Genomic DNA, 20,729 nt, shown 5'->3' with positions numbered 1-20,729 from the left:
CTTCGTTTCTTCCACAAACACAAAAAGCGTGTTGTGTTGCAGAATCTCCAGCGCTTGCACTAAAGCATAAGTCCAACTAAGGTAATCGCCTAAAAAGCTAGGCGTTTACCAAGTTTTCTTTATCGTACCTGAATAGGGCGCTTGCGCTTTTCTTGATTAATATGCTTCTAAATCGAGTCCTGGATTACCATTCAGCTTCATTGTTGCACGCTTTCCTTTTTGATATTCGACAGAACCAGCTGCAGCAATCATAGCCGCATTGTCTGTGCATAACCAAAGTGGGGGGATTGATAAAGGGATTCCTGACCCTTCAAACTTCTCCTGAAGTCGTTCACGCAACCCTTTATTGGCAGCAACCCCTCCCGCTACGACCACCTGCTTCACGCCATATGCTTTTGCTGCACGGGATGTTTTCTCAACTAATACATCGATCACACTTTCCTGAAAGCTTGCCGCAAGATCATTCGGATTAATTGCTTCATCCCGTTGTTTAGCATTATGAAGCGTATTGATTACAGATGACTTCAATCCACTAAAACTGAAATCATATGAATCTGCCTCTAGCCATGCCCTTGGGAGATTGATCGTCGGCTTTCCTTCTCCCGCCATTTTGTCAATATGCGGACCACCTGGATAAGGCAGGTTCAAGGTGCGAGCAACTTTATCGTATGCTTCCCCTGCTGCGTCATCACGAGTTTCACCGATAATTTCATAGGATCCGTGCTCTTCCATGATAATCAATTCGGTATGTCCGCCGGAAACTACTAATGCCAAAAGCGGAAACTCCATCGGCTCTTCAAGGCGATTGGCATAAATGTGCCCCGCGATATGATGTACAGCTACTAGAGGGAGACTATGTGCAAGGGCAAGCGCCTTGGCTGCGTTCACCCCAATTAATAAGGCTCCAACAAGGCCAGGTCCTTCTGTTACTGCAATAGCAGAGAGATCCTCAAACGTTACGTTCCCTTGACGTAATGCCTCTTCAATAACAATCGTAATTTGTTCAACATGATGCCTCGAAGCAATTTCAGGAACAACTCCCCCAAACCGCTTATGACTTTCTATCTGGGATGAGACGACATTCGAAATAAGCTCAGTTCCATTTTTCACGATTGCAGCAGCCGTTTCATCACAGCTCGTTTCAATTCCAAGTATCAATTCATCTGTTAATTCCATCATAAATTCACCCACATTACTAACGCATCTTCTCCGTTATCTGTATAATAGTTTTTCCGAATTCCACCATTTTCAAATCCGAATTTCCGATAAAGATTTTGTGCAACATGGTTGCTGAGCCGGACTTCTAGTGTCATTGTCTTTGCACCAAGCCTACGTGCTTCATCTATCGCTTTTCGAAATAAAGCCCCGCCATAATTGTTACCGCGATATTCCGGAAGAATCGCAATGTTCGTTATGTGTGCCTCATCAATAATAACCCAGATTCCGCAATATCCAATAACAACTCCCTCAATTTCCAACAGAAGGTACGTGGCAAAGTGGTTGTTCACGACTTCATTGTAAAAGGCAGTCCGACTCCATGGATTTGGAAAGGAGGAATGTTCAATTTTTAAAATAGCTTCCAAATCTTCCAGGGTCATCACCCGGAAGGATATGTTCTCTACCATGATCTTCGGCACCTACTTCTTCTGGTTCTCGAGCCACTTCGCTTCTGCTTCTGCAAGTCGCAAATAGCTTGGTGTGAATGTATGAGGATCTTCTCCCTCTCGAGCCTGGCCAAGTGATGCTAGTTCAGACGCTCTAGGGTTGTGATCAGCAGCCTGCCCGAAAACGGCTCGTTCTCCTAATCCTTCTTTAATTATTGCTTGATGCATCTCTAAATCGTTTCCAAGAAAAAGAACTCGCTTCGAATCCTCACGTAACATCGTCAACCAATCTGTTAATAAAATAATCCGCTCTTCTTGGACCAGTTGAAAGTGGTTGCTTACGTTTCCATAAAGACCAGTGAAGACCTGCCCCCGCCTTGCATCGAATAAAGGACATACAAGCCCGTCAAAATATTTACCATTACGTGCTAACACTTCAAGACTCGATACACCTGTAATCGGGATTTTTAACGACCATGCAAGTGTCTTAGCAATGGTTACACCAATCCTTACTCCCGTATATGAACCAGGACCTCTTGCCACGATAATACGATCCAATTCTTTCGCCTCAACCTCTACCTCATTCAGAAGTTCTTCAATCGCAGGCATTAGACGAACTGAGTGATTCTTCTTCATATTAGTCGTCAACTCTCCTACGATGCGTCCGTCGACAATGACAGCGACTCCCATAACGAGGTTTGACGTATCAATGGCTAATGCTTTCATTTGAAAAGCTCCTCACATACCTTTTTACAACGCTCACCATTGGGCTCTAGTGTAATCTCTCGTTTTTCCTCACCAAGTCGGCGAATCGTAATTTCGAAGCGATTGGATGGTAAAAATTCTTTAATAAGATGAGCCCATTCAACGACCGTTACACCTTCACCCTCAAAATATTCATCAAAGCCAAGGTCTTCCCCACTCTCTTGGAGGCGATACACATCCATATGGTAGAGTGGCAATCGACCCTTATATTCTTTAATGATTGTGAACGTCGGGCTTTTAACAACACGTTTTATATGTAATCCTTTTGCGAGGCCCTTCGTAAATGTCGTTTTCCCTGCACCAAGGTCTCCTTCAAGCGTAATGACATCTCCTGCCTGTAACAACTCTGCTAGCTCGGCAGCGAATTGCTCAGTCTCCTCGGCACTTTCAGTATAGATCTGATAATGTTTCATATTGTACCACCTGTTATAATTCCGATTGAAAGATTATTTCTCCTTAAAATGATTGTACCCTTTTTTATGTAAAGAAAGACACTCCCCATTTTTTAAGAGGGACACTCCTGATTGACCTGCTTTAACGGTTCCAATCTTGTAAAGATCATGTTGTTGGTCATCGAATGTTTTTTTCAGTGGTAACCAATTAGACTCTGAAATTGTACCAACCAGTTGAAAGTCTTCTCCACCGTACAGAATCCATTCTTCCACCTGCTGATCTGAAAAGCGCTCTAAGCTAGGATGCTTAGGAAGTTCCGCGTAATCAAGAGTGATATGTACGTTACTGGCAGCTGCAATCTCGTTCGCTTCACTTGCAATTCCATCACTAATGTCATTTAAGGCAATTTTAAAACCACTTTCAGAGAGAAGCAAGCCAGCTTCAACCTGTGGTACCGGAAGCTGATGTGCTTTCAGAAGGCACTTGTCGATCTCTGGGTCCAGCTGCTCTTTTTCGAATAATAGATGCAAGCCTGCCGCTGACAAACCTAATGGACCTGTAACAAAAACAACGTCTCCTGGAGCTGCATTTTCCCGTAAAAGTTGCTGATCACTACGAACACGACCATGGACGGTTACTGAAATCACAAGAGGACCTTTTGTAGAGACGGTATCCCCACCGATTAAATCCATTTGATATTTCTGGGCAAGTTTTTCCATACCTTTGTAGATCCCCTGAAGTTCATCCTCTGTCCAATTAGACGGAATCGCAATTGAGACTAGATAAAAAATAGGGGTCCCACCCATAGCAGCAATATCACTAATATTCTCTGCAAGAGCTTTATATCCAATGTGAAAGGGCTTCATCGTTTTCCGGTCAAAATGAATGGACTCAACCATCGTATCTACACATAGTATATCATTTTGACTCTTATCTGGACGGATGAGTGCTGCATCATCTCCAATCCCTTTAATAAGGGTCGATTGATAACTATGATTCGGTGTAATGCTGTCTATAAAATCGAACTCGTCTTTCACTGGACAAGCTCCTTTCAATAACCTTTCAATTTTGACACTTTTTTAAAGTGCGTGTTCAAAACAACAACCTCTTCTAAAACATAGGGTATACAATACTTTCCTGAGTGCAATTCCCCTAATGTTCTCCTAACGATAGTTTATCTTATTTTTATTGAAAATCATAATTTCGCATGTCAAAAAGAATGTGAAAAATGTTCCTAATCAAATGGAGTTTTTAAAATTTTTCATCAAGGGACACAGTGAAATTAGGACCATTTTACTATGTGTGGTCGATATATCGGATTCCGTGGTCGATATATTTCCATTCGTGACCGAAATTTTAGATCCCGTGGTCGATATAATTCAATCCGCGACCGATATATTGGATTTCGTGGCCGAATTAATATTGGGGCGGAGGTAAATGCATATTAATCCCCCAAAAAGGCATCTCAACTCAAACGTTATTTGCCCGTCACCCCCAAATTGGTTGCAACGGATGAGCTTTACATCGTTTAGTTGACGTTCCTTCGATTTATTCCTCGTAATAGTCCAATACGTCATCAAAATGCCCACTACAAATCCCAAAAAGACAAAATGGCTTGGCGCTGAAGCTAGCATCATAGAAAAGAGCAAGCGCCTTGACCAGGTGCGATAAAGAAAACTTGGTAAACGCCAAGCTTTTTAGGCGATTACCTTAGTTGCACTTATGCTTTAGTGCAAGCGCTGGAGATTCTGTAACATAACACGCTTTTTGTGTTTGTGGAAGAATCGAAGCGACCTCGAGCATCTAGCCGCTGGAGCTAGACATTACATCTACGCCGCAAAATTTTATACTTCCTTTACTTCTAAAAAAAGAACTGACAAAAAGCGTTTACCGCTTCTTATCAGTCCCCTTTCACTTTCATCCGAATTGATCGATCAATTTAACTTGTTTGGATAACTCTTTATATAATGGGAGTTTGCTGATGTCGACATTACCTCCGCTGACGACACATCCAACCTTCTTTTCTCGCTTTCCGATTTTATTGCAAAGGATCGAGGCCATTGCCGTAGCTCCTGCACCTTCTACCAACGTCTTTTCTCTTTCCAGCATAAACATGATCGCAAAGGCAATTTCTTCATCATTTACAGTTACCATTTCATCTACCCATTTTTCGATAATTGGATAGGTAAGCTTCCCAGGCTTTTTCACAAGAATGCCATCAGCTATGCTGTGGATACGGCTTAAGCCACCTATATTTTGTCCTGTGAATAGATTAAAGGTAGCGGAGGCACCCTTCGCTTGCACGCCGATCACCTTTATAGTGGGATTAAAGGCTTTGACAGCAAGCGCGATACCTGAAATTAATCCCCCACCCCCAACTGGTACAACGATTGCCTCTAAATCCTGGCATTGTTGCATCATTTCAAGCGCAATCGTTCCTTGACCAGCAATAACCTTCTCATCATCAAAAGCATGGACAAATGTAGACCCAGTTACTAGCATATCTTCCTGTGCAGCCGTGAAAGCTTCTTGATATGATTCTCCTGTCAGGGTAATTTCAGCCCCATAAGTTTGAGTCGCTTCCACTTTAGCTAGAGGCGTTCGCTCTGGCATGAAAATTCTTGCCCGTATTCCTCGCTTGGATGCTGCTAGCGCAACTCCCTGAGCATGATTTCCCGCTGAAGCACAGACGATCCCTCGGGATGACTCTTCCTCTGATAAAGAACAAATTTTATTTAACGCGCCCCGAAGTTTAAAGGAACCTGTTCGTTGAAGGTTCTCCATTTTCAAAAGCACCTGTTGTCCTGTCATTTTATTAATTGTCGTTGATTGTTTTAACGGCGTCCGATGAACGGCGTTCATTAAATTTTCCCTCGCTAGCACAACTTCGTTACCATTTAAGAAATTCCCAACGCTCTTCACTCCTATCGTAATAATTCGTATTGTTTGATCTGGTCGTCGTAAGAAAGGGTGATCGTAATTTCATCCCATCCATTCATCAACATCTGTTTCCAATAAGGGTCAATTTCAAACGAAGAGTGAAATCCTTCCTCATCACTGACGACCTGTTCTTCTAAATCTACAGATAACTCATAGTTTGTATTCGTTGCATTTTCTAGCAACACTTCTACACTTGAATGACTCAACCTGATCGGTAGAATACCGTTCTTCATACAATTGTTATAAAAAATGTCTGCGAAGCTAGGAGCAATAACCACTTGAAACCCATAATCGAGCAACGCCCATGGCGCATGTTCCCGAGATGATCCACAACCAAAGTTATTTCCTCCGACTAAGATAGAAGCACCCTGATACTTTTCATCATTTAAAGGAAAATCCTCATTCTTCATCCCGTTATCATTGAATCGCCAATGATAAAAAAGAAATTTCCCGAATCCTTGTCGATCGATTTTTTTCAAAAATTGTTTAGGAATAATTTGATCAGTGTCTACGTTTTCTCTATTCAACGGAAAAACGTTTCCACTAAATTGACGAATACCTGGCATGTTTCCTCCTCCCTCCCTTTATTGATATACGGTCATCAACTTACGAACATCTGTAAATTTACCTGTAATCGCTGCAGCAGCTGCCATCACAGGGCTGACTAAATGAGTGCGAGCTCCATTCCCTTGTCTGCCTTCAAAGTTTCGATTGGAGGTAGAGGCACAACGTTTTCCCGGTGGGACGATATCATTATTCATCGCAAGGCACATGCTACAGCCTGATTCTCTCCACTGAAACCCCGCTTCTACGAAAATCTCATGTAGTCCTTCTTTCTCCGCCTGAATCTTAACAGACTGAGAACCAGGAACAACAAGAGCAGTAACACCACTCTGAACTTTCTTTCCTTTCACTACCTCAGCAGCTGCTTTTAAGTCACTCAAGCGTGAATTTGTACAGGACCCAATAAATACATAATCAATCGGTACTTCATCTATTCTCGTTCCTTCTTCTAGACCCATATAATCTAAGGCTCGTTGAACAGCCTCTTGTTCTGACTTTTTATCATAATGATGTGGCGCGGGAACCGCTTGACTAATACTTATCCCCATGGAAGGGTTCGTCCCCCAAGTTACTTGCGGTTCTACTTCAGATCCACTCAGTTTAAGTGTCAAATCATGGCTTGCTCCTTCATCTGAAGTGAGCTGTTTCCATTTCGTAATAGCCTTCTGAAAATCATCACCTTCTGGAACGTGTCGTTTCCCTTTTAAATAGTCGAAGGTTATTTCATCAGGGCTAATAATTCCAGCTCGTGCTCCCGCTTCAATTGACATATTACAAACCGTCATGCGCTCTTCCATCGACAGCTTCCGAATGGCTTCTCCAGTAAATTCAATAACATAACCTGCACCTACCCCAACCCCAAACTTGGCAATAATCGCTAGGATAAGATCCTTTGCTGTAACACCAAAACCAAGTGTTCCATCGACTTCGATTTGTAACGTTTTCGGTTTTGATTGCCAAAGCGTTTGAGTAGCTAGGACATGCTCAACTTCACTAGTACCAATCCCGAATGCTAACGCACCGAATGCACCATGAGTAGAGGTATGACTATCTCCACACACAATCGTTTTTCCAGGCTGTGTAAGCCCAAGTTCCGGTCCAATTACATGGACGATACCCTGGTCGGGATGATGGATATCCGCCAACTCAATTCCAAACTCCGTGCAATTTTCCTGCAACTTCGTCATTTGTGTCTGCGCTACTTGATCCTCAATGACTTCCCTGTTATCTGTGGGGACATTATGGTCCATCGTCGCAAAAGTCAACTCGGGTTTCCTAACGACTCGATTTTTCAATCTAAGTCCTTCAAATGCTTGCGGAGAAGTGACTTCATGAACAAGATGAAGATCTATATATAACAAATCCGGCTTTCCATTTTCCTGATAAACAACATGATCATCCCACAATTTTTCAACAATATTTCTTGGCCTCACGTTTTCTTCCCTCCCTTATTCTTTGATTGTGAGAGGTGACCAATAAGTGTCAGGCTCTCTACGCTGACACTTATTTTTGGCCACCCTCCAATTAATCGTTCCATAATGGGGATCTGGAAAAGTTCCTAGTTTTTAGATGATAATTACATATATGTTGACAAGATCGATGACATGGCATGATTAGGTTCGATGTGCTCGACAACCAATTGGGTCATGGCATCTGTTCCTACAACCGTTCCGCTTCCAAGTTCCCATAGATCTCCCGTTCGATAGCCTGCATCAAGTACTTTTTGAACAGCCATTTCGACCATTTCCGCTTCTTCTCTTAGACCAAATGAGTGCTTTAGCATCATCGCAACAGATAAAATCATGGCCATTGGGTTTGCTTTGTCCTCACCTGCAATGTCAGGTGCTGATCCGTGAACTGGTTCGTATAATCCAAAGCTATCCTCCCGCAAACTAGCAGAAGGAAGCATTCCAAGTGAGCCTGTTAGCATAGAGGCTTCATCACTTAAGATGTCTCCGAACATATTCTCGGTTACAATGACGTCAAACTGCGTCGGTTGATAAACAATTTTCATAGCGGCTACGTCCACTAACAAGTGCTCAACTTCTACATCCGGATAACTGACGGAAATCTCATCAACGACTTCCCTCCACATTCTGCTTGATTCTAATACATTGGCTTTATCAACAGATGTGAGCTTCTTTCTTCGAGTTGCAGCTAATTGAAAAGCATTATGAACGACTTTTTCAATTTCACTTCTTTCATATCGGAGGGTATCCACGGCAATTTCTTTATTTACTCCTCTTCGTTCACTTGGCTTTCCAAAGTATAGCCCTCCTGTCAGCTCTCTAACTATGACAAAATCCACACCTTGGATGACACTTCGTTTAAGAGGAGACGCATCAAGTAAGCTTTTAAAAGTTGTGACCGGTCGTAAGTTAGCAAACAACCCTAGTTCCTTCCGAATTCCTAGTAACCCTTTTTCAGGACGAAGATGAACGGGAACATCCTTCCATTTCGGCCCCCCGACCGCTCCTAGCAATACAGCATCACTTTCTTTACAACGTTCAAGCGTTTCCTTGGGAAGAGGAGTTCCATGAAGATCAATGGCAACACCACCGATATCTCCTTGAACTATTTCAAATTGATGACCAAACTGGTCTCCGACGGCTTTTAAGACATCTAGTGCCCCATTCATCACTTCTTGCCCGATTCCATCTCCAGGTAGTACTGCCACTTTCTTTTTCATCTTTATCCCTCCAATTTCATGATTGTCTAGATCATCTATGCGTAATTACATTGGGACTACTTTTCTTTGGTTTTGTTTGGTACCTAGTACACGATTGACGGCGTTTAAATAAGCTCGTGCTGATGCTTCTAGTACATCCTGTGCCGTTCCTCTTCCACTCGATTCAAATTCGTTGTATTTCACTCGGATGAAAACTTCCGCTAGTGCATCTCTTCCTCCCCCAACGGAATTAATCTTGTAATCTAGGAGCACGACAGAGTCTTCAACTAGTTTTTCAATGGTATTATAAATAGCTTCAACACTACCGGATCCTGTCGCCGCTTCCTGAATGTATTCCCCGTCAGGCTTTACAACTGCAATCGTTGCGGTTGGGATATTATCCATTCCATATTGAACTTGTAAACTCTTTAACTCATATGCCTTTACATCTTTAGCCTCGGTTTGCTTATCAGTGAGAATCGCGAAAATATCTTCCTCTGTCATCTCTTTTTTCTTGTCCGCAAGGTCCTTAAAGGTTTGGAACGCTTCATTTAGTTTTTGATCGGTTAACTCGAACCCTAATTCCACTGCTTTATTTCTAAATGCGTGTCGACCGGAATGTTTTCCAAGAACTAAACGGTTTGTTTTGACACCAATGAGTTCGGGAGTAATAATTTCGTACGTTGTTTTTTCTTTCAAAACGCCATCTTGATGGATACCTGATTCATGAGCGAAAGCATTATCCCCTACGACTGCCTTATTTCCCGGCACGTTCATTCCAGTAAGCTTACTAACAAGATTACTTGTGCGTTTAATTTCGTCCAGCTTCAATCCTGTTGTAGCTCGGTAAAAGTCTTCTCGAATGTGAAGGGCAACTGCGATTTCTTCAAGACCTGTATTTCCAGCACGCTCGCCAATCGCATTGATGGTTCCTTCAATTTGATCAGCACCATTTTCAATCGCTGCTAATGAATTGGCTGTAGCCATCCCTAAATCATTGTGACAATGTGCAGAGAGTTTCACACCATGGATGTTAGGAACGTTCTCCTTAATGAATCGAAAAAGGGATCCATATTCCGCTGGAGCTCGGTAGCCCACCGTGTCGGGAAGATTAATGACAGTCGCTCCTGCGTTGATCACTTCTGTAATAATCTTCACCAAAAAGTTTTTATCTGAGCGGCAAGCATCTTCAGCAGACCACTGAACATGAGTGAACTTTTTCTTTGCGTACTGTACCGCAGTAACTGCAGTGTCTAGTACCTGGTCCGTTGTCATCTTCAATTTATACGTCATATGAATCGGTGATGTCGCAAGAAACACGTGAATTCTTGGTTCACTAGCAACTTTCAATGCCTCCCACGCAGCATCAATGTCCTTTTCATTCGCGCGGGCAAGGCCGGTGACAGAACAATTTTTGACGGTCTCGGCAATCCTTTTCACTGCCTGTAAATCTCCCTTGGAAGCTGCAGGAAAACCGGCTTCCATGATATCAACACCGAGTCGTTCTAATTGTTTGGCTACCTCCATTTTTTCTAGCGTGTTCAAATTCACACCGGCAGATTGTTCTCCATCTCTAAGGGTTGTGTCAAAGACATCAATCTTGCGCACTCAACACCACTTCCTTTTTCTCGTCCTTTTTAATAAACGGCATCATCTCTCTTAACTTCCGGCCGACCACTTCAATTTGATGGCCATTCTCTCGTTGATTCGTTGCATTGAATTCTGGACGGTTTGCTTGATTTTCTAAAATCCAGCCTTTTGCAAATTTTCCAGATTGGATATCCTCTAAGACTTCTTTCATTCGTGCTTTCGTTTCTTCGTTCACAACACGTGGACCTGAAACGAAATCTCCCCACTGGGCGGTGTCGGAAACGGAGTACCTCATTCCTTCAAGGCCATCCTCATACATGAGATCGACAATGAGTTTCAGTTCATGTAAACACTCAAAATAGGCGACTTCAGGTTGATAACCAGCTTCTACCAGTGTTTCAAAACCTGCTTTGACTAGCGATGTCAGCCCTCCACATAGGACCGCTTGTTCTCCGAATAGATCCGTTTCCGTTTCCTCTTGGAAGGTCGTTTCTAAAATTCCCGCTCGGCCTGCTCCAATTCCTTTTGCATAAGATAATGCAAGGTTTTGCGCCTCTCCTGTCACATCTTGATGGACTGCGAAAAGCGAAGGCACTCCAGCACCGTTCTCAAATGTTCTCCTAACAAGATGACCTGGACCTTTCGGGGCTACAAGAAACACATCCACATCTTGGGGAGGGACAACTTGATGGAAATGAACGTTAAATCCGTGAGCAAATGCTAATGCCTTTCCGGGCTTCAGTGCTGGTTCAATTTCATTCTTGTAAACAGAAGTCTGTCGCTCGTCAGGTAATAAAACCATGATTACATCCGCTTCTTCACTTGCCTCTTTTACTGATTTTACAGAAAAACCATCCTCTTCAGCTTTCTCCCATGACTTCCCTTTACGCAATCCTACAACAACGTCATAGCCACTTTCTCTTAGGTTTTGTGCATGTGCATGACCTTGAGAACCGTAACCAACAACAGCTACCTTCCTTCCTTTTAAAACGTCCTTTGATACATCTCCGTTATAATAAACTTTTACCATTTTCAATCATCCTTTTCTTTTTTTATTTTAATAACGTATATTGCTTAAGATCAGTAACTGACTTCTGAGAACCCCTCGTAAAGGCCGTTAGACCCGTTCGAGTAAGTTCTTTAATTCCATATGGTTTTAATAAATCAATCATCGCTTCGACTTTTTCGGTATCACCGGTTACTTGAACGGTGACGCTATCCCTTGACACATCGATGATCGTTGCCCTGAAAGGTTCGACAATCCCACTGATTTCAGCTCGGGTTTGACCATTGCTTAGTACCTTGATAAGGGCAAGCTCCCGTGCGACAATCGCCTGATCTGTAATATCAGATACCTTGAGGACATCAATCTGTTTGTTTAATTGTTTAGTCAATTGTTCGATTTGACGATCATCTTCGACAGAAACGACAAATGTCATTTTCGATATACCTTCTGTCTCTGTGTGACCTACTGTAATACTTTCAATGTTGAATTGACGTTTTGTAAAGAGACCCGTCACCCTATTCAAAACCCCACTATGGTTAAACACTGTTGCCGTTACGATTCTCTTTTTCATGGTTTCACCCCGATCATTTCGTGGAGTCCTGTGCCAGGTGCAACCATCGGGTATACATTTTCGGTCGGAGACACCCGGCAATCAATTAGTGCAGGTTCATCGTCTTGCAGTACGTCAGACAAAACCGTTCTCGCTTCTTCTGATGTGGAAACCTTATATCCCCTGATACCATATGATTCTGCTAATTTCACAAAATCAGGTTGAACAGAGAGAATCGATTGGGAGTATCGTTTTTCATAAAACGTTTCCTGCCATTGTCTTACCATCCCAAGTGAACCATTATTAACAATAACCACCTTGATTGGCAGGTTCAGTTCTTTTAAAAGAATGAGCTCTTGAGACGTCATCTGGAACCCGCCATCACCTACCAAACTTATGACTCTTTTGTCTGGTCGGGCTAATTGAGCTCCAATTGAAGCTGGGAATCCAAATCCCATTGTTCCTAGTCCACCTGATGTTACCCATTTATGAGGTTCCTTAAATGTGTAATACTGGGCTGCCCACATTTGATGCTGACCAACATCCGTCGTAATAATGGAATCTCCTTCTGTCATCGTATGAATCATTTCCATTAGTCCTTGAGGGGAAATGACTTCTTTCACTTCGTTATGCCAATAAGGATATTTTTGTTTATATTGTTGGATATGATCGAGCCATTCCTCGCACATCGAGCTGGATCCTTTTTCTTGTAAAAGTTTGTTCAGAGCTTCGTTTGCATCTCCTACAATCGGGATATGTGTTTTAACATTTTTTCCAATTTCAGCTGGATCAATGTCAATATGAGCTACTTTTGCATGAGGAGCAAATGTACTTAAATTACCGGTTAGTCGATCATCAAACCGAGCTCCGACATTAATGAGTAAATCACATTCATATAAACTCATGTTCGCTGCGTAGCATCCATGCATGCCCCCCATTCCAAGAAACAATGGGTGATCTGCTGGGAAGCCTCCTAATCCGAGCAGTGTATGAACGACCGGGATCTTTTTCTTAACCGCAACTGCAAGCAATTGTTCTGATGCTTTCGCGTGTAAAACACCTGCGCCTGCTAAAATAACCGGTTTCTTTGCTGACTCAATCGCTTCGTTCAGCTTTTTTATTTGCAATACATTTGGATTCGTTGTTGGCTGAAATCCGGGAAGATGAATAGAGTCATTAAAGTTAACCTGAGCTATTGAAGCTGCTACATCCTTTGGAATGTCGACGAGAACGGGTCCAGGTCGACCAGTTGTAGCAATATGAAACGCTTCTTTCACAATTCTAGGGAGATCTTGCAATTTACGTACTTGGTAGTTGTGCTTGGTAATCGGCATCGTAATTCCTATTACATCAGCCTCTTGAAAAGCATCTGTACCAATGACCCCCGATGCAACTTGCCCTGTAAAAATAACGAGGGGAAGCGAATCCATCATTGCATCTGTGATTCCGGTAATGAGGTTTGTTGCTCCAGGTCCAGAAGTCGCTATGACTACACCAGGCTTTCCAGAAACTCTTGCATATCCTTCAGCAGCGTGGATTGCCCCTTGTTCATGTCTAGCAAGCACATGCTTGATGGGGTTTTGATATAAAGCATCATAGATAGGTAATACCGCTCCTCCTGGATAACCGAAGACGACATCAACTTTTTCTTGCTTTAAGGCATGAATCAAAGTTTCGGAACCGCTTAGCCTAGACTCTGGATCTGCCTTTACTTTAACTGTCATTTCAATCTCCTCCCTAGAAATATTTAATGCAAATAAGAAAAGTGGAAGCACCAAAGCGACCTCGAGTACCTGGGCGCTGGAGCGACCATTACATCTAAGCATCAAAATTCCATACTTTCTTCCATCAAAGTGACCTACAAAAAAGCCTTTTCACCCACTACGACACTGATTCGCTTCGTAAGGATGAAAAGGCTATTTTCCTCTTCATGGTACCACCTTAGTTTGTAGCATCTTCACAGATACTACCTTATGGAGTCATTCAAAATCTTTTTGAACGACCCCATTTTGATAACGAGTACAAGTTACTCGATCGCTCCTACTAGGAATGTTCAGAACGATACTCAGAGGGGATGTCGTGATTGGCGTATTACCGGCTCACAGCTAATACCGGCTCTCTGGAAATACGAATTCCAATCACTTTTACCTCGTCGACGCTTTTGTATTATCAAATTTTCATGATTCCACCCGTACTTGCGGATGTTACAAGTTTTGCATATCGAGCTAAGTAGCCCCGTGTAATCTTCGGTGCCGGCTGCTCCCAATTTTTCTTCCGATTGGTTAGTTCTTCTTCAGAAATAAGCACGTTGATCGTCCTATTTTCAAGATCAATTATTATTTGATCACCTTCTTCGACAAGAGCAATCGGTCCACCCTCAGCAGCTTCTGGTGAAATATGACCGATCGAGATTCCGCGTGATGCACCTGAAAACCGTCCATCTGTAATGAGCGCTACCTTCGTATCAAGTCCGCGACCAGCAATCGCCGCTGTCGGAGCTAACATTTCAGGCATCCCTGGTCCACCCTTTGGACCTTCATAACGAATGACTACCACATCGCCCTCTTTTACCGTCCCGTCATCAATCCCTTTTTGAGCTGCATCTTGAGAATTGAAGATGACCGCTTTACCCATAAAGGATTTAATTGATGGATCAACTGCTCCTACTTTAATAACGCCCCCATCAGGGGCAAGATTTCCGTTTAAGATGGATAAGCCGCCTACTGGGCTATATGGATTTTCTTTTCTCCGAATAACGTTATCATTTTTGATGTCATAAGGCTTTACCGTTTCATAGATCGATTTTCCCGTTACGGTGATACGATCTCTATGAACCGCTCCCTCAATTTCACAGAGTTCTTTAATAATGGCACTTATTCCGCCTGCCTGGTGAACGTCATCCATCGTGTAATCTGAAGCTGGACTGATTTTTGATAAGTATGGGACCTTTTTCGCGATTTCATTGATTCGGTTCAGATCATAATCAATTTCTGCCTCATTAGCGATGGCAAGTGTATGAAGGACGGTGTTTGTTGATCCTCCCATTGCCATATCGAGTGCGAATGCATCATCAATCGCATCCTTTGTAATGATGTCTCTTGGTTTGATATCTTTCTCGATCATGTCTATTAAGTGATGTGCCGCTTCTTGGATCAGTCGGTGACGTTCGTTTGAAGTGGCAACGATCGTACCATTCCCAGGTAATGCTAGCCCGACCATTTCCATAAGGGAGTTCATCGAGTTAGCCGTGAACATTCCGGAACAAGACCCACAAGTTGGACATGCATTTTGTTCGATATCCAACAGCTCTTCGGATGACATTTTTCCGGATTGGTGAGCGCCAACTCCTTCAAACACGGAAACAAGAGATAGTGGTTTGCCATCTTTGGACTTACCACCTTCCATTGGCCCACCAGATACAAAAACCGCGGGCACGTTCGTCCTTGCTGCTGCCATTAGCATTCCAGGAGTGATTTTGTCACAGTTAGGTATATAGAATACACCATCAAACCAGTGGGCATTAATAACGGTTTCTGCTGAATCAGCAATGAGCTCTCGACTCGGTAGTGAGTACCTCATTCCGATATGTCCCATGGCGATTCCATCATCGACTCCGATTGTGTTAAATTCGAATGGAATACCTCCTGCTTCGCGAATTGCTTCTTTCACGACTTCCGCATAAGCTTTCAAATGCATATGTCCCGGTATAATGTCGATATAGGAGTTACAAATTCCTATAAGTGGTTTTTCTAAATCCCTTGTTTTGACTCCCGTTGCACGTAGCAAGCTTCTATGGGGTGCACGGTCAATGCCTTTCTTAATCATGTCACTACGCATCGTATCTCCTCCAACTGCTCTTATCCGGCTTGAACATTTTCGTGTGGATAAACTTTATATCCATTTTCCGTTACCGTTTTTCTGAATGCTTCTAAGAGCTCATTTGTATAGCTCCCAGGTTTTCCTTCTCCGATTTCTCTACCATCTACTTTAACAACCGCAATAACCTCTGCCGCTGTACCCGTAAGGAATACTTCATCTGCCGTATAGACGTCATGTCTTGTAAATACCTCTTCACGCATTTCATATCCTAATTGCTGCGAAATCTCTATGATTGCATTTCTTGTAATACCTTCTAATGCTCCTACATATCCAGGTGGTGTTTTGATCACATTTCCTTTGACGATAAAGATATTATCTGCAGAACCCTCTGCAACATATCCTTGATCATTGAGCATTAAGGCTTCGCTGACTCCAGCGAGATTCGCTTCGATTTTTACAAGAATATTATTTAAATAATTTAATGATTTTACTTTTGGAGATAATACATCCGCCCGGTTCCTTCGGCTGGCAACCGTGACAATTTCAATTCCTGTGTCGTAAAGGTTCTTTGGAAATAGAGCTAACTGTTCTGCAATGACGATGACTTGAGGGCTCCTGCATGTTAATGGATCTAACCCTAAATTTCCTACGCCTCTTGATACGACTACGCGGATATATGCGTCACGTAATTCATTTCTTCTCAAGGTTTCCGCAATAACATTGGTTATTTCCTCTTTGGTATGGGGGATGTTAAGCAAAACTGATTTTGCGGAATCATATAAGCGATCAACATGTTCTTTAAGGCGAAAAACATTACCATCGTACATTCTAATGCCTTCGAACACCCCATCTCCGTATAAAAATCCGTGATCATACACAGATACGACCGCTTCTTCTTTCTTTACATAGTGGCCGTTTAAGTAAATCCATTGTTCGCTCATGTCGATCGCTCCTTTCATTGTTTTTTTAATTGTCGACAATGACATATAGTATTTAACTGACCGTTTTAAGATAGTTGTCAGAAAATTTAATTGAGGACAATGTTACACCCGTTTTTTTAGTTGGTCAACAGTCTTTTTCAAGAGTTTTAAACAATTTAGATTCTTCAGTTAATTTGGTAAACGCTTACATCATTATTACATCAACTTTTTTAATGAGTTATTGAAGGTAAAAAAAATATTTAAAATAATAAAAAAACACAGCACTATGTACTGTGTTTGGGCCGGGCCGGAATTTATTTTTTGATTACGTACAAAAAAAGACAATAAAAAAACACGAAACCTTTGTTTCATGTTAATGGCGGACCCGACCGGATTTGAACCGGCGATCTCCTGCGTGACAGGCAGGCATGTTAACCCCTACACCACGGGTCCTTTATATATGTAACTGGCTTTAAGTTTAAAATTTGGTTGAACTGAAACTCCTGATGTTCATTGGACTTCGATGTATTCTCGATGTAGTACAATGAACTTTAAATTGGTTGCACCTAAGGTACTACGATCTAAAACTAACTTAGATGTCAACTCGACGTTGTAAGTTTTAAATTGGTTGCACCCTATCGGGTACTACGATTTAAAATTAGCATTGATGATTAAATCGACGTAGATAATTTTAGATTGGTTGCACCTTAAGGTACTACGATCTAAAACTAGCTTAGATGTCAACTCGACGTTGTAAGTTTTAAATTGGTTGCGGGGATAGGATTTGAACCTATGACCTTCGGGTTATGAGCCCGACGAGCTACCAGACTGCTCCACCCCGCGACGGTATTATGCGATTCGCGTCCTTTTGAATCGGACAATTACTAATATATCACGACTAAATATTTAATGCAAGTATTAATTTTAGGAAATTTTTCATTCCATATTTACCGTTTATTGGATCGCTTTCATAATCTTATTTTGAGGGAAAATCACACCTGATTCTCCCTCATTTTACATTTTACCTTAAAGCATTCGCAAACGCTTCTCTTATGTCTTCAAAATCTTCTATTCCCACGGATATTCGAATCAAATTTTTATGAATGCCCAGTCTTTCTTGTTCAGATGCAGGTAATGCACGGTGAGAGGTGCCAAGTGGATAGGACACCGTCGTTTCTACTCCTGCCAAGGTTGGAACCACACCGATCCAACCTAATTTCTCACAAAAAAGGTTAGCATCTATCTCTTGATCTAATAAAATGGAAACAATTGCACCATTGCCCTTTGCTGAAGCACCACTTGGATAATACACCTTCTCGATTCCATTGCTTTCACGTAGGAACTTTGCTAGAAGTTCCGAATTTTTAACATGTCGTTCCATTCGGACACTTAACGTTTTTAATCCTCTGCAAGTTAACCACGCTTCGAAAGGACTTAAATTGCTACCTAAGTTGACTACCTTTGCCTTCGTTCTTTCGACAAGAACCTTATCCCCAACAACTACCCCTGCTGTAATATCTGAATGACCGCCAATATATTTGGTAGCACTGTGCACGACTAAAGAAACCCCTTTTAAATAAGGCTGAATTAAATAAGGAGTCGCAAACGTATTATCAACCATCGTATGTAAACTGTGCTTTTTACCGATATGAACAAGTTGATCCAAATCCTCAATCCGTAATAATGGATTGGTGATCGATTCTGTATACAATAGAACGGTATTTGGTTTTATAGCCGATTCAACGGTCTCTATATCCTTAAAAGAGACAAACGTTACCTCAATACCAAACGACGGGAGTTCATTTGCCAGAAGTTGATAGGTGCCGCCGTATAGGTCGTCACAAGCTACAATGTGGGAGCCTTGTTCAGCAACAGATAAGATCCCCGTTAAAATTGCAGAAATCCCTGAGGAAGTCGCAACACCGGCTGGGGCTCCCTCAAGCTCTGCAACACCTGCCCCTAAATCATCGGTATTGGGATTACTGACCCTGGAATACATATGAGGCTTTTCACCTTGAAAGTATCCCTCTAACTCATCTAAGTTTTTAAATTTAAACGCAGAGGTTTGATAAATTGGCTGTGTTTTACTAACTGAATCAGATGTTATTCTTTTGTTGAAATGAATAGCTTTAGAATCGAATCGAAATGAACTCATTATGCATTCCTCCACTGGTTTTGTTCAACTATAACATGAAAAAGAAAAACTTGTTTATCATAGGGATTTGTAAAAAATTCTTGATAAGAAAAGTCCAAGCGCCCTGGGCAGCCACGAAAGTCACTGGAAGGCCAACAAGGAGGCTCGTCCCAAACATGCAGCTTATCCAGTTGAGAATACTAGTTGAAATCGATATTGTAAAAAAGATAAGAAAAATAGATGTTTTAAAATCAGAGCTTCCTTATTTAGGTTAGGGTATTGGACATTCGGGGGGCGGTTTTGCTTAATTTGTTCTAGAACTAGCTTCCACGTATAAAACTTTCTTTATGCGGCATAATTTTCGATTTTTCCATACCTAAATTTTAAATAGCACGGAACCTGTCCCAGATTCTACGATGGAATAACGCTCGAATAGGATCCAATGGAGTAAATTATTCACCTTTTTGTGCATTTTTAACTCCCTACGCATACTTTTCACTTTAACAATGAGTTTGGTGGAAACGAGTGGAGCTCGTTTCTTCCTTATTTACAGAGATTAGATCATGTTGTTATCCGATTTCCCCTGTTTGTTATCCAATTTCCCCTGTTTATTATCCGAAATAGGGAGTTTGTTATCCAAACACCCTTGTTTATTATCCAAAGGTGTATTTTTACACAAAAAAAGATGAAACGATTACTATTCGTTTCACCTCTTTGAGGCCCGGCGACGTCCTACTCTCACAGGACTTGCACACGATGTGCTGGCTTCGACGTTCACCACAGGACGTGGTGGTTCCTAGTCGAAGTTCCTTTTTAGTACCATTGGCGCTCGAGCTTACCTTCCGTGTTCGGCCTTCGGACTGCGATGAAAGTCAGATCTCAGCGTCATCTGCACTCGCACCGATCCTCGCGTATATCATACGCTGCGGGCGTTGCTCCTTTGTTTCCTTGACCTCTTCGTTCCTCACAGCCCTCTCATACTGTAGCCGGATCTTTTTCTTCCAATAAAAAAAGATGAAACGATTACTATTCGTTTCACCTCTTTGATGCCCGGCGACGTCCTACTCTCACAGGACTTGCACATGATGTGCTGGCTTCAATGTTCACCACAGGACGTGGTGGTTTCTAGTCGAAGTTCCTTTTTAGTACCATTGGTGCGCGAGCTTACCTTCCGTGTTCGGCCTCGGACTGCGATGAATGTCAGTTCTCGGCGTCATCTGCACTCGCACCGGTCCTCGCGTATATCATACGCTGCGGGCGTTACTCCTTTGTTTCCTGAACCTCTTCGTTCCTCTCAGCCCTCGTATGCTAGGTAGTCGGATCTTTTCTTCGCAATAAAAAAGAGATGAAACGATTACTATTCGTTTCACCTCTTTGAGGCCCGGCGACGTCCTACTCTCACAGGGGGAAGCCCCCAATTACCATTGGCGCTGAAGAGCTTAACTTCCGTGTTCGGCATGGGAACGGGTGTGACCTCTTCGCCGTCGTCACCAGACATATGAAGTTGTGAAAAAACCACATTCCTTCAAAACTAGATAACGTCATTCTTGAATTGAAACATCGAAGATGTTACATATGGTTAAGTCCTCGATCGATTAGTATCTGTCAGCTCCACGTGTTGCCACGCTTCCACACCAGACCTATCAACCTCATCATCTCTGAGGGATCTTACTCGCTTACGCGATGGGAAATCTCATCTTGAGGGGGGCTTCATGCTTAGATGCTTTCAGCACTTATCCCGTCCACACGTAGCTACCCAGCGATGCTCCTGGCGGA

Annotated in this window: 16 protein-coding genes, 2 tRNA genes, 2 rRNA genes and 1 other annotated feature; all 20 genes read right to left on the bottom strand. The window is 42.4% G+C overall.

The window, feature by feature from the left end:
• Positions 1–156 precede the first annotated feature (156 nt).
• Entirely contained in the window at positions 157–1,176 is a 1,020-nt protein-coding gene (gene tsaD, locus NON16_RS21090) for a tRNA (adenosine(37)-N6)-threonylcarbamoyltransferase complex transferase subunit TsaD (protein ID WP_257351420.1), read from the bottom strand.
• Positions 1,176–1,625 (bottom strand): ribosomal protein S18-alanine N-acetyltransferase, encoded by a 450-nt coding sequence (rimI, locus tag NON16_RS21085; RefSeq protein WP_257351393.1) that lies wholly within the window; start codon positions 1,623–1,625, stop codon positions 1,176–1,178. Before rimI ends, tsaD begins: the two co-directional genes overlap by 1 nt.
• 12 nt (positions 1,626–1,637) lie before the next feature.
• Positions 1,638–2,330, bottom strand: coding sequence for a tRNA (adenosine(37)-N6)-threonylcarbamoyltransferase complex dimerization subunit type 1 TsaB (tsaB, locus tag NON16_RS21080; RefSeq protein ID WP_257351392.1), 693 nt, complete (start codon positions 2,328–2,330; stop codon positions 1,638–1,640).
• Positions 2,327–2,782 carry a tRNA (adenosine(37)-N6)-threonylcarbamoyltransferase complex ATPase subunit type 1 TsaE gene (gene tsaE / locus NON16_RS21075; protein ID WP_257351391.1) on the bottom strand — a complete coding sequence of 152 codons (456 nt, stop codon included), beginning with the start codon at positions 2,780–2,782 and terminating at the stop codon, positions 2,327–2,329. Before tsaE ends, tsaB begins: the two co-directional genes overlap by 4 nt.
• 33 nt (positions 2,783–2,815) lie before the next feature.
• Positions 2,816–3,799, bottom strand: a complete 984-nt coding sequence (thiL, locus tag NON16_RS21070; RefSeq protein WP_257351390.1) for a thiamine-phosphate kinase — start codon at positions 3,797–3,799, stop codon at positions 2,816–2,818.
• An 880-nt stretch (positions 3,800–4,679) separates the two neighbouring features.
• On the bottom strand, positions 4,680–5,624 hold the full coding sequence (gene ilvA, locus NON16_RS21065; protein WP_257351389.1) for a threonine ammonia-lyase: 945 nt from the start codon (positions 5,622–5,624) through the stop codon (positions 4,680–4,682).
• 62 nt (positions 5,625–5,686) lie between these two features.
• The gene (leuD, locus tag NON16_RS21060) at positions 5,687–6,268 is read right to left on the bottom strand and encodes a 3-isopropylmalate dehydratase small subunit (RefSeq protein WP_257351388.1); all 582 of its coding nucleotides are present in this window, start codon (positions 6,266–6,268) and stop codon (positions 5,687–5,689) included.
• Between the two features lie 18 nt (positions 6,269–6,286).
• Entirely contained in the window at positions 6,287–7,699 is a 1,413-nt protein-coding gene (gene leuC, locus NON16_RS21055) for a 3-isopropylmalate dehydratase large subunit (protein WP_257351387.1), read from the bottom strand.
• Positions 7,700–7,842: 143 nt separating this feature from the next.
• Positions 7,843–8,955 carry a 3-isopropylmalate dehydrogenase gene (gene leuB / locus NON16_RS21050; RefSeq protein ID WP_257351386.1) on the bottom strand — a complete coding sequence of 371 codons (1,113 nt, stop codon included), beginning with the start codon at positions 8,953–8,955 and terminating at the stop codon, positions 7,843–7,845.
• Positions 8,956–9,000: 45 nt separating this feature from the next.
• Positions 9,001–10,542, bottom strand: coding sequence for a 2-isopropylmalate synthase (locus NON16_RS21045; protein ID WP_257351385.1), 1,542 nt, complete (start codon positions 10,540–10,542; stop codon positions 9,001–9,003).
• On the bottom strand, positions 10,529–11,554 hold the full coding sequence (gene ilvC / locus NON16_RS21040; RefSeq protein WP_257351384.1) for a ketol-acid reductoisomerase: 1,026 nt from the start codon (positions 11,552–11,554) through the stop codon (positions 10,529–10,531). Before ilvC ends, NON16_RS21045 begins: the two co-directional genes overlap by 14 nt.
• A gap of 22 nt (positions 11,555–11,576) precedes the next feature.
• Positions 11,577–12,101, bottom strand: coding sequence for an acetolactate synthase small subunit (gene ilvN, locus NON16_RS21035; RefSeq protein ID WP_257351383.1), 525 nt, complete (start codon positions 12,099–12,101; stop codon positions 11,577–11,579).
• Positions 12,098–13,804: an acetolactate synthase large subunit gene (ilvB, locus tag NON16_RS21030; protein ID WP_257351382.1), complete on the bottom strand. Its 1,707-nt coding sequence runs from the start codon at positions 13,802–13,804 to the stop codon at positions 12,098–12,100. The genes ilvN and ilvB overlap by 4 nt, the downstream gene beginning before the upstream one ends.
• Positions 13,805–13,980: 176 nt before the next feature.
• Positions 13,981–14,245, bottom strand: a binding site (T-box leader).
• Positions 14,246–14,249: 4 nt separating this feature from the next.
• Complete coding sequence (ilvD, locus tag NON16_RS21025) at positions 14,250–15,917, bottom strand: dihydroxy-acid dehydratase (RefSeq protein ID WP_257351381.1); 1,668 nt, start codon at positions 15,915–15,917, stop codon at positions 14,250–14,252.
• A gap of 20 nt (positions 15,918–15,937) precedes the next feature.
• On the bottom strand, positions 15,938–16,840 hold the full coding sequence (gene ilvE / locus NON16_RS21020; protein ID WP_257351380.1) for a branched-chain-amino-acid transaminase: 903 nt from the start codon (positions 16,838–16,840) through the stop codon (positions 15,938–15,940).
• A 356-nt stretch (positions 16,841–17,196) separates the two neighbouring features.
• A tRNA-Asp gene (locus NON16_RS21015) sits at positions 17,197–17,272 on the bottom strand.
• Positions 17,273–17,585: 313 nt separating this feature from the next.
• Positions 17,586–17,662: transfer RNA gene (locus tag NON16_RS21010), tRNA-Met, on the bottom strand.
• Between the two features lie 178 nt (positions 17,663–17,840).
• The gene (locus NON16_RS21005) at positions 17,841–18,974 is read right to left on the bottom strand and encodes a trans-sulfuration enzyme family protein (RefSeq protein ID WP_257351379.1); all 1,134 of its coding nucleotides are present in this window, start codon (positions 18,972–18,974) and stop codon (positions 17,841–17,843) included.
• 1,358 nt (positions 18,975–20,332) lie between these two features.
• A 5S ribosomal RNA gene (gene rrf / locus NON16_RS21000) occupies positions 20,333–20,448 on the bottom strand.
• A gap of 80 nt (positions 20,449–20,528) precedes the next feature.
• Positions 20,529–20,729: ribosomal RNA gene (locus tag NON16_RS20995) — 23S ribosomal RNA — on the bottom strand; the annotation flags it as partial.

This window comes from Pseudalkalibacillus decolorationis, from assembly GCF_024609785.1.
GTDB classification, from domain to species: Bacteria; Bacillota; Bacilli; order Bacillales; family Fictibacillaceae; genus Pseudalkalibacillus; species Pseudalkalibacillus decolorationis.
The sequence above is the reverse complement of the archived record's forward strand: the minus strand, read 5'-3'. Positions and strand labels throughout refer to the sequence as shown.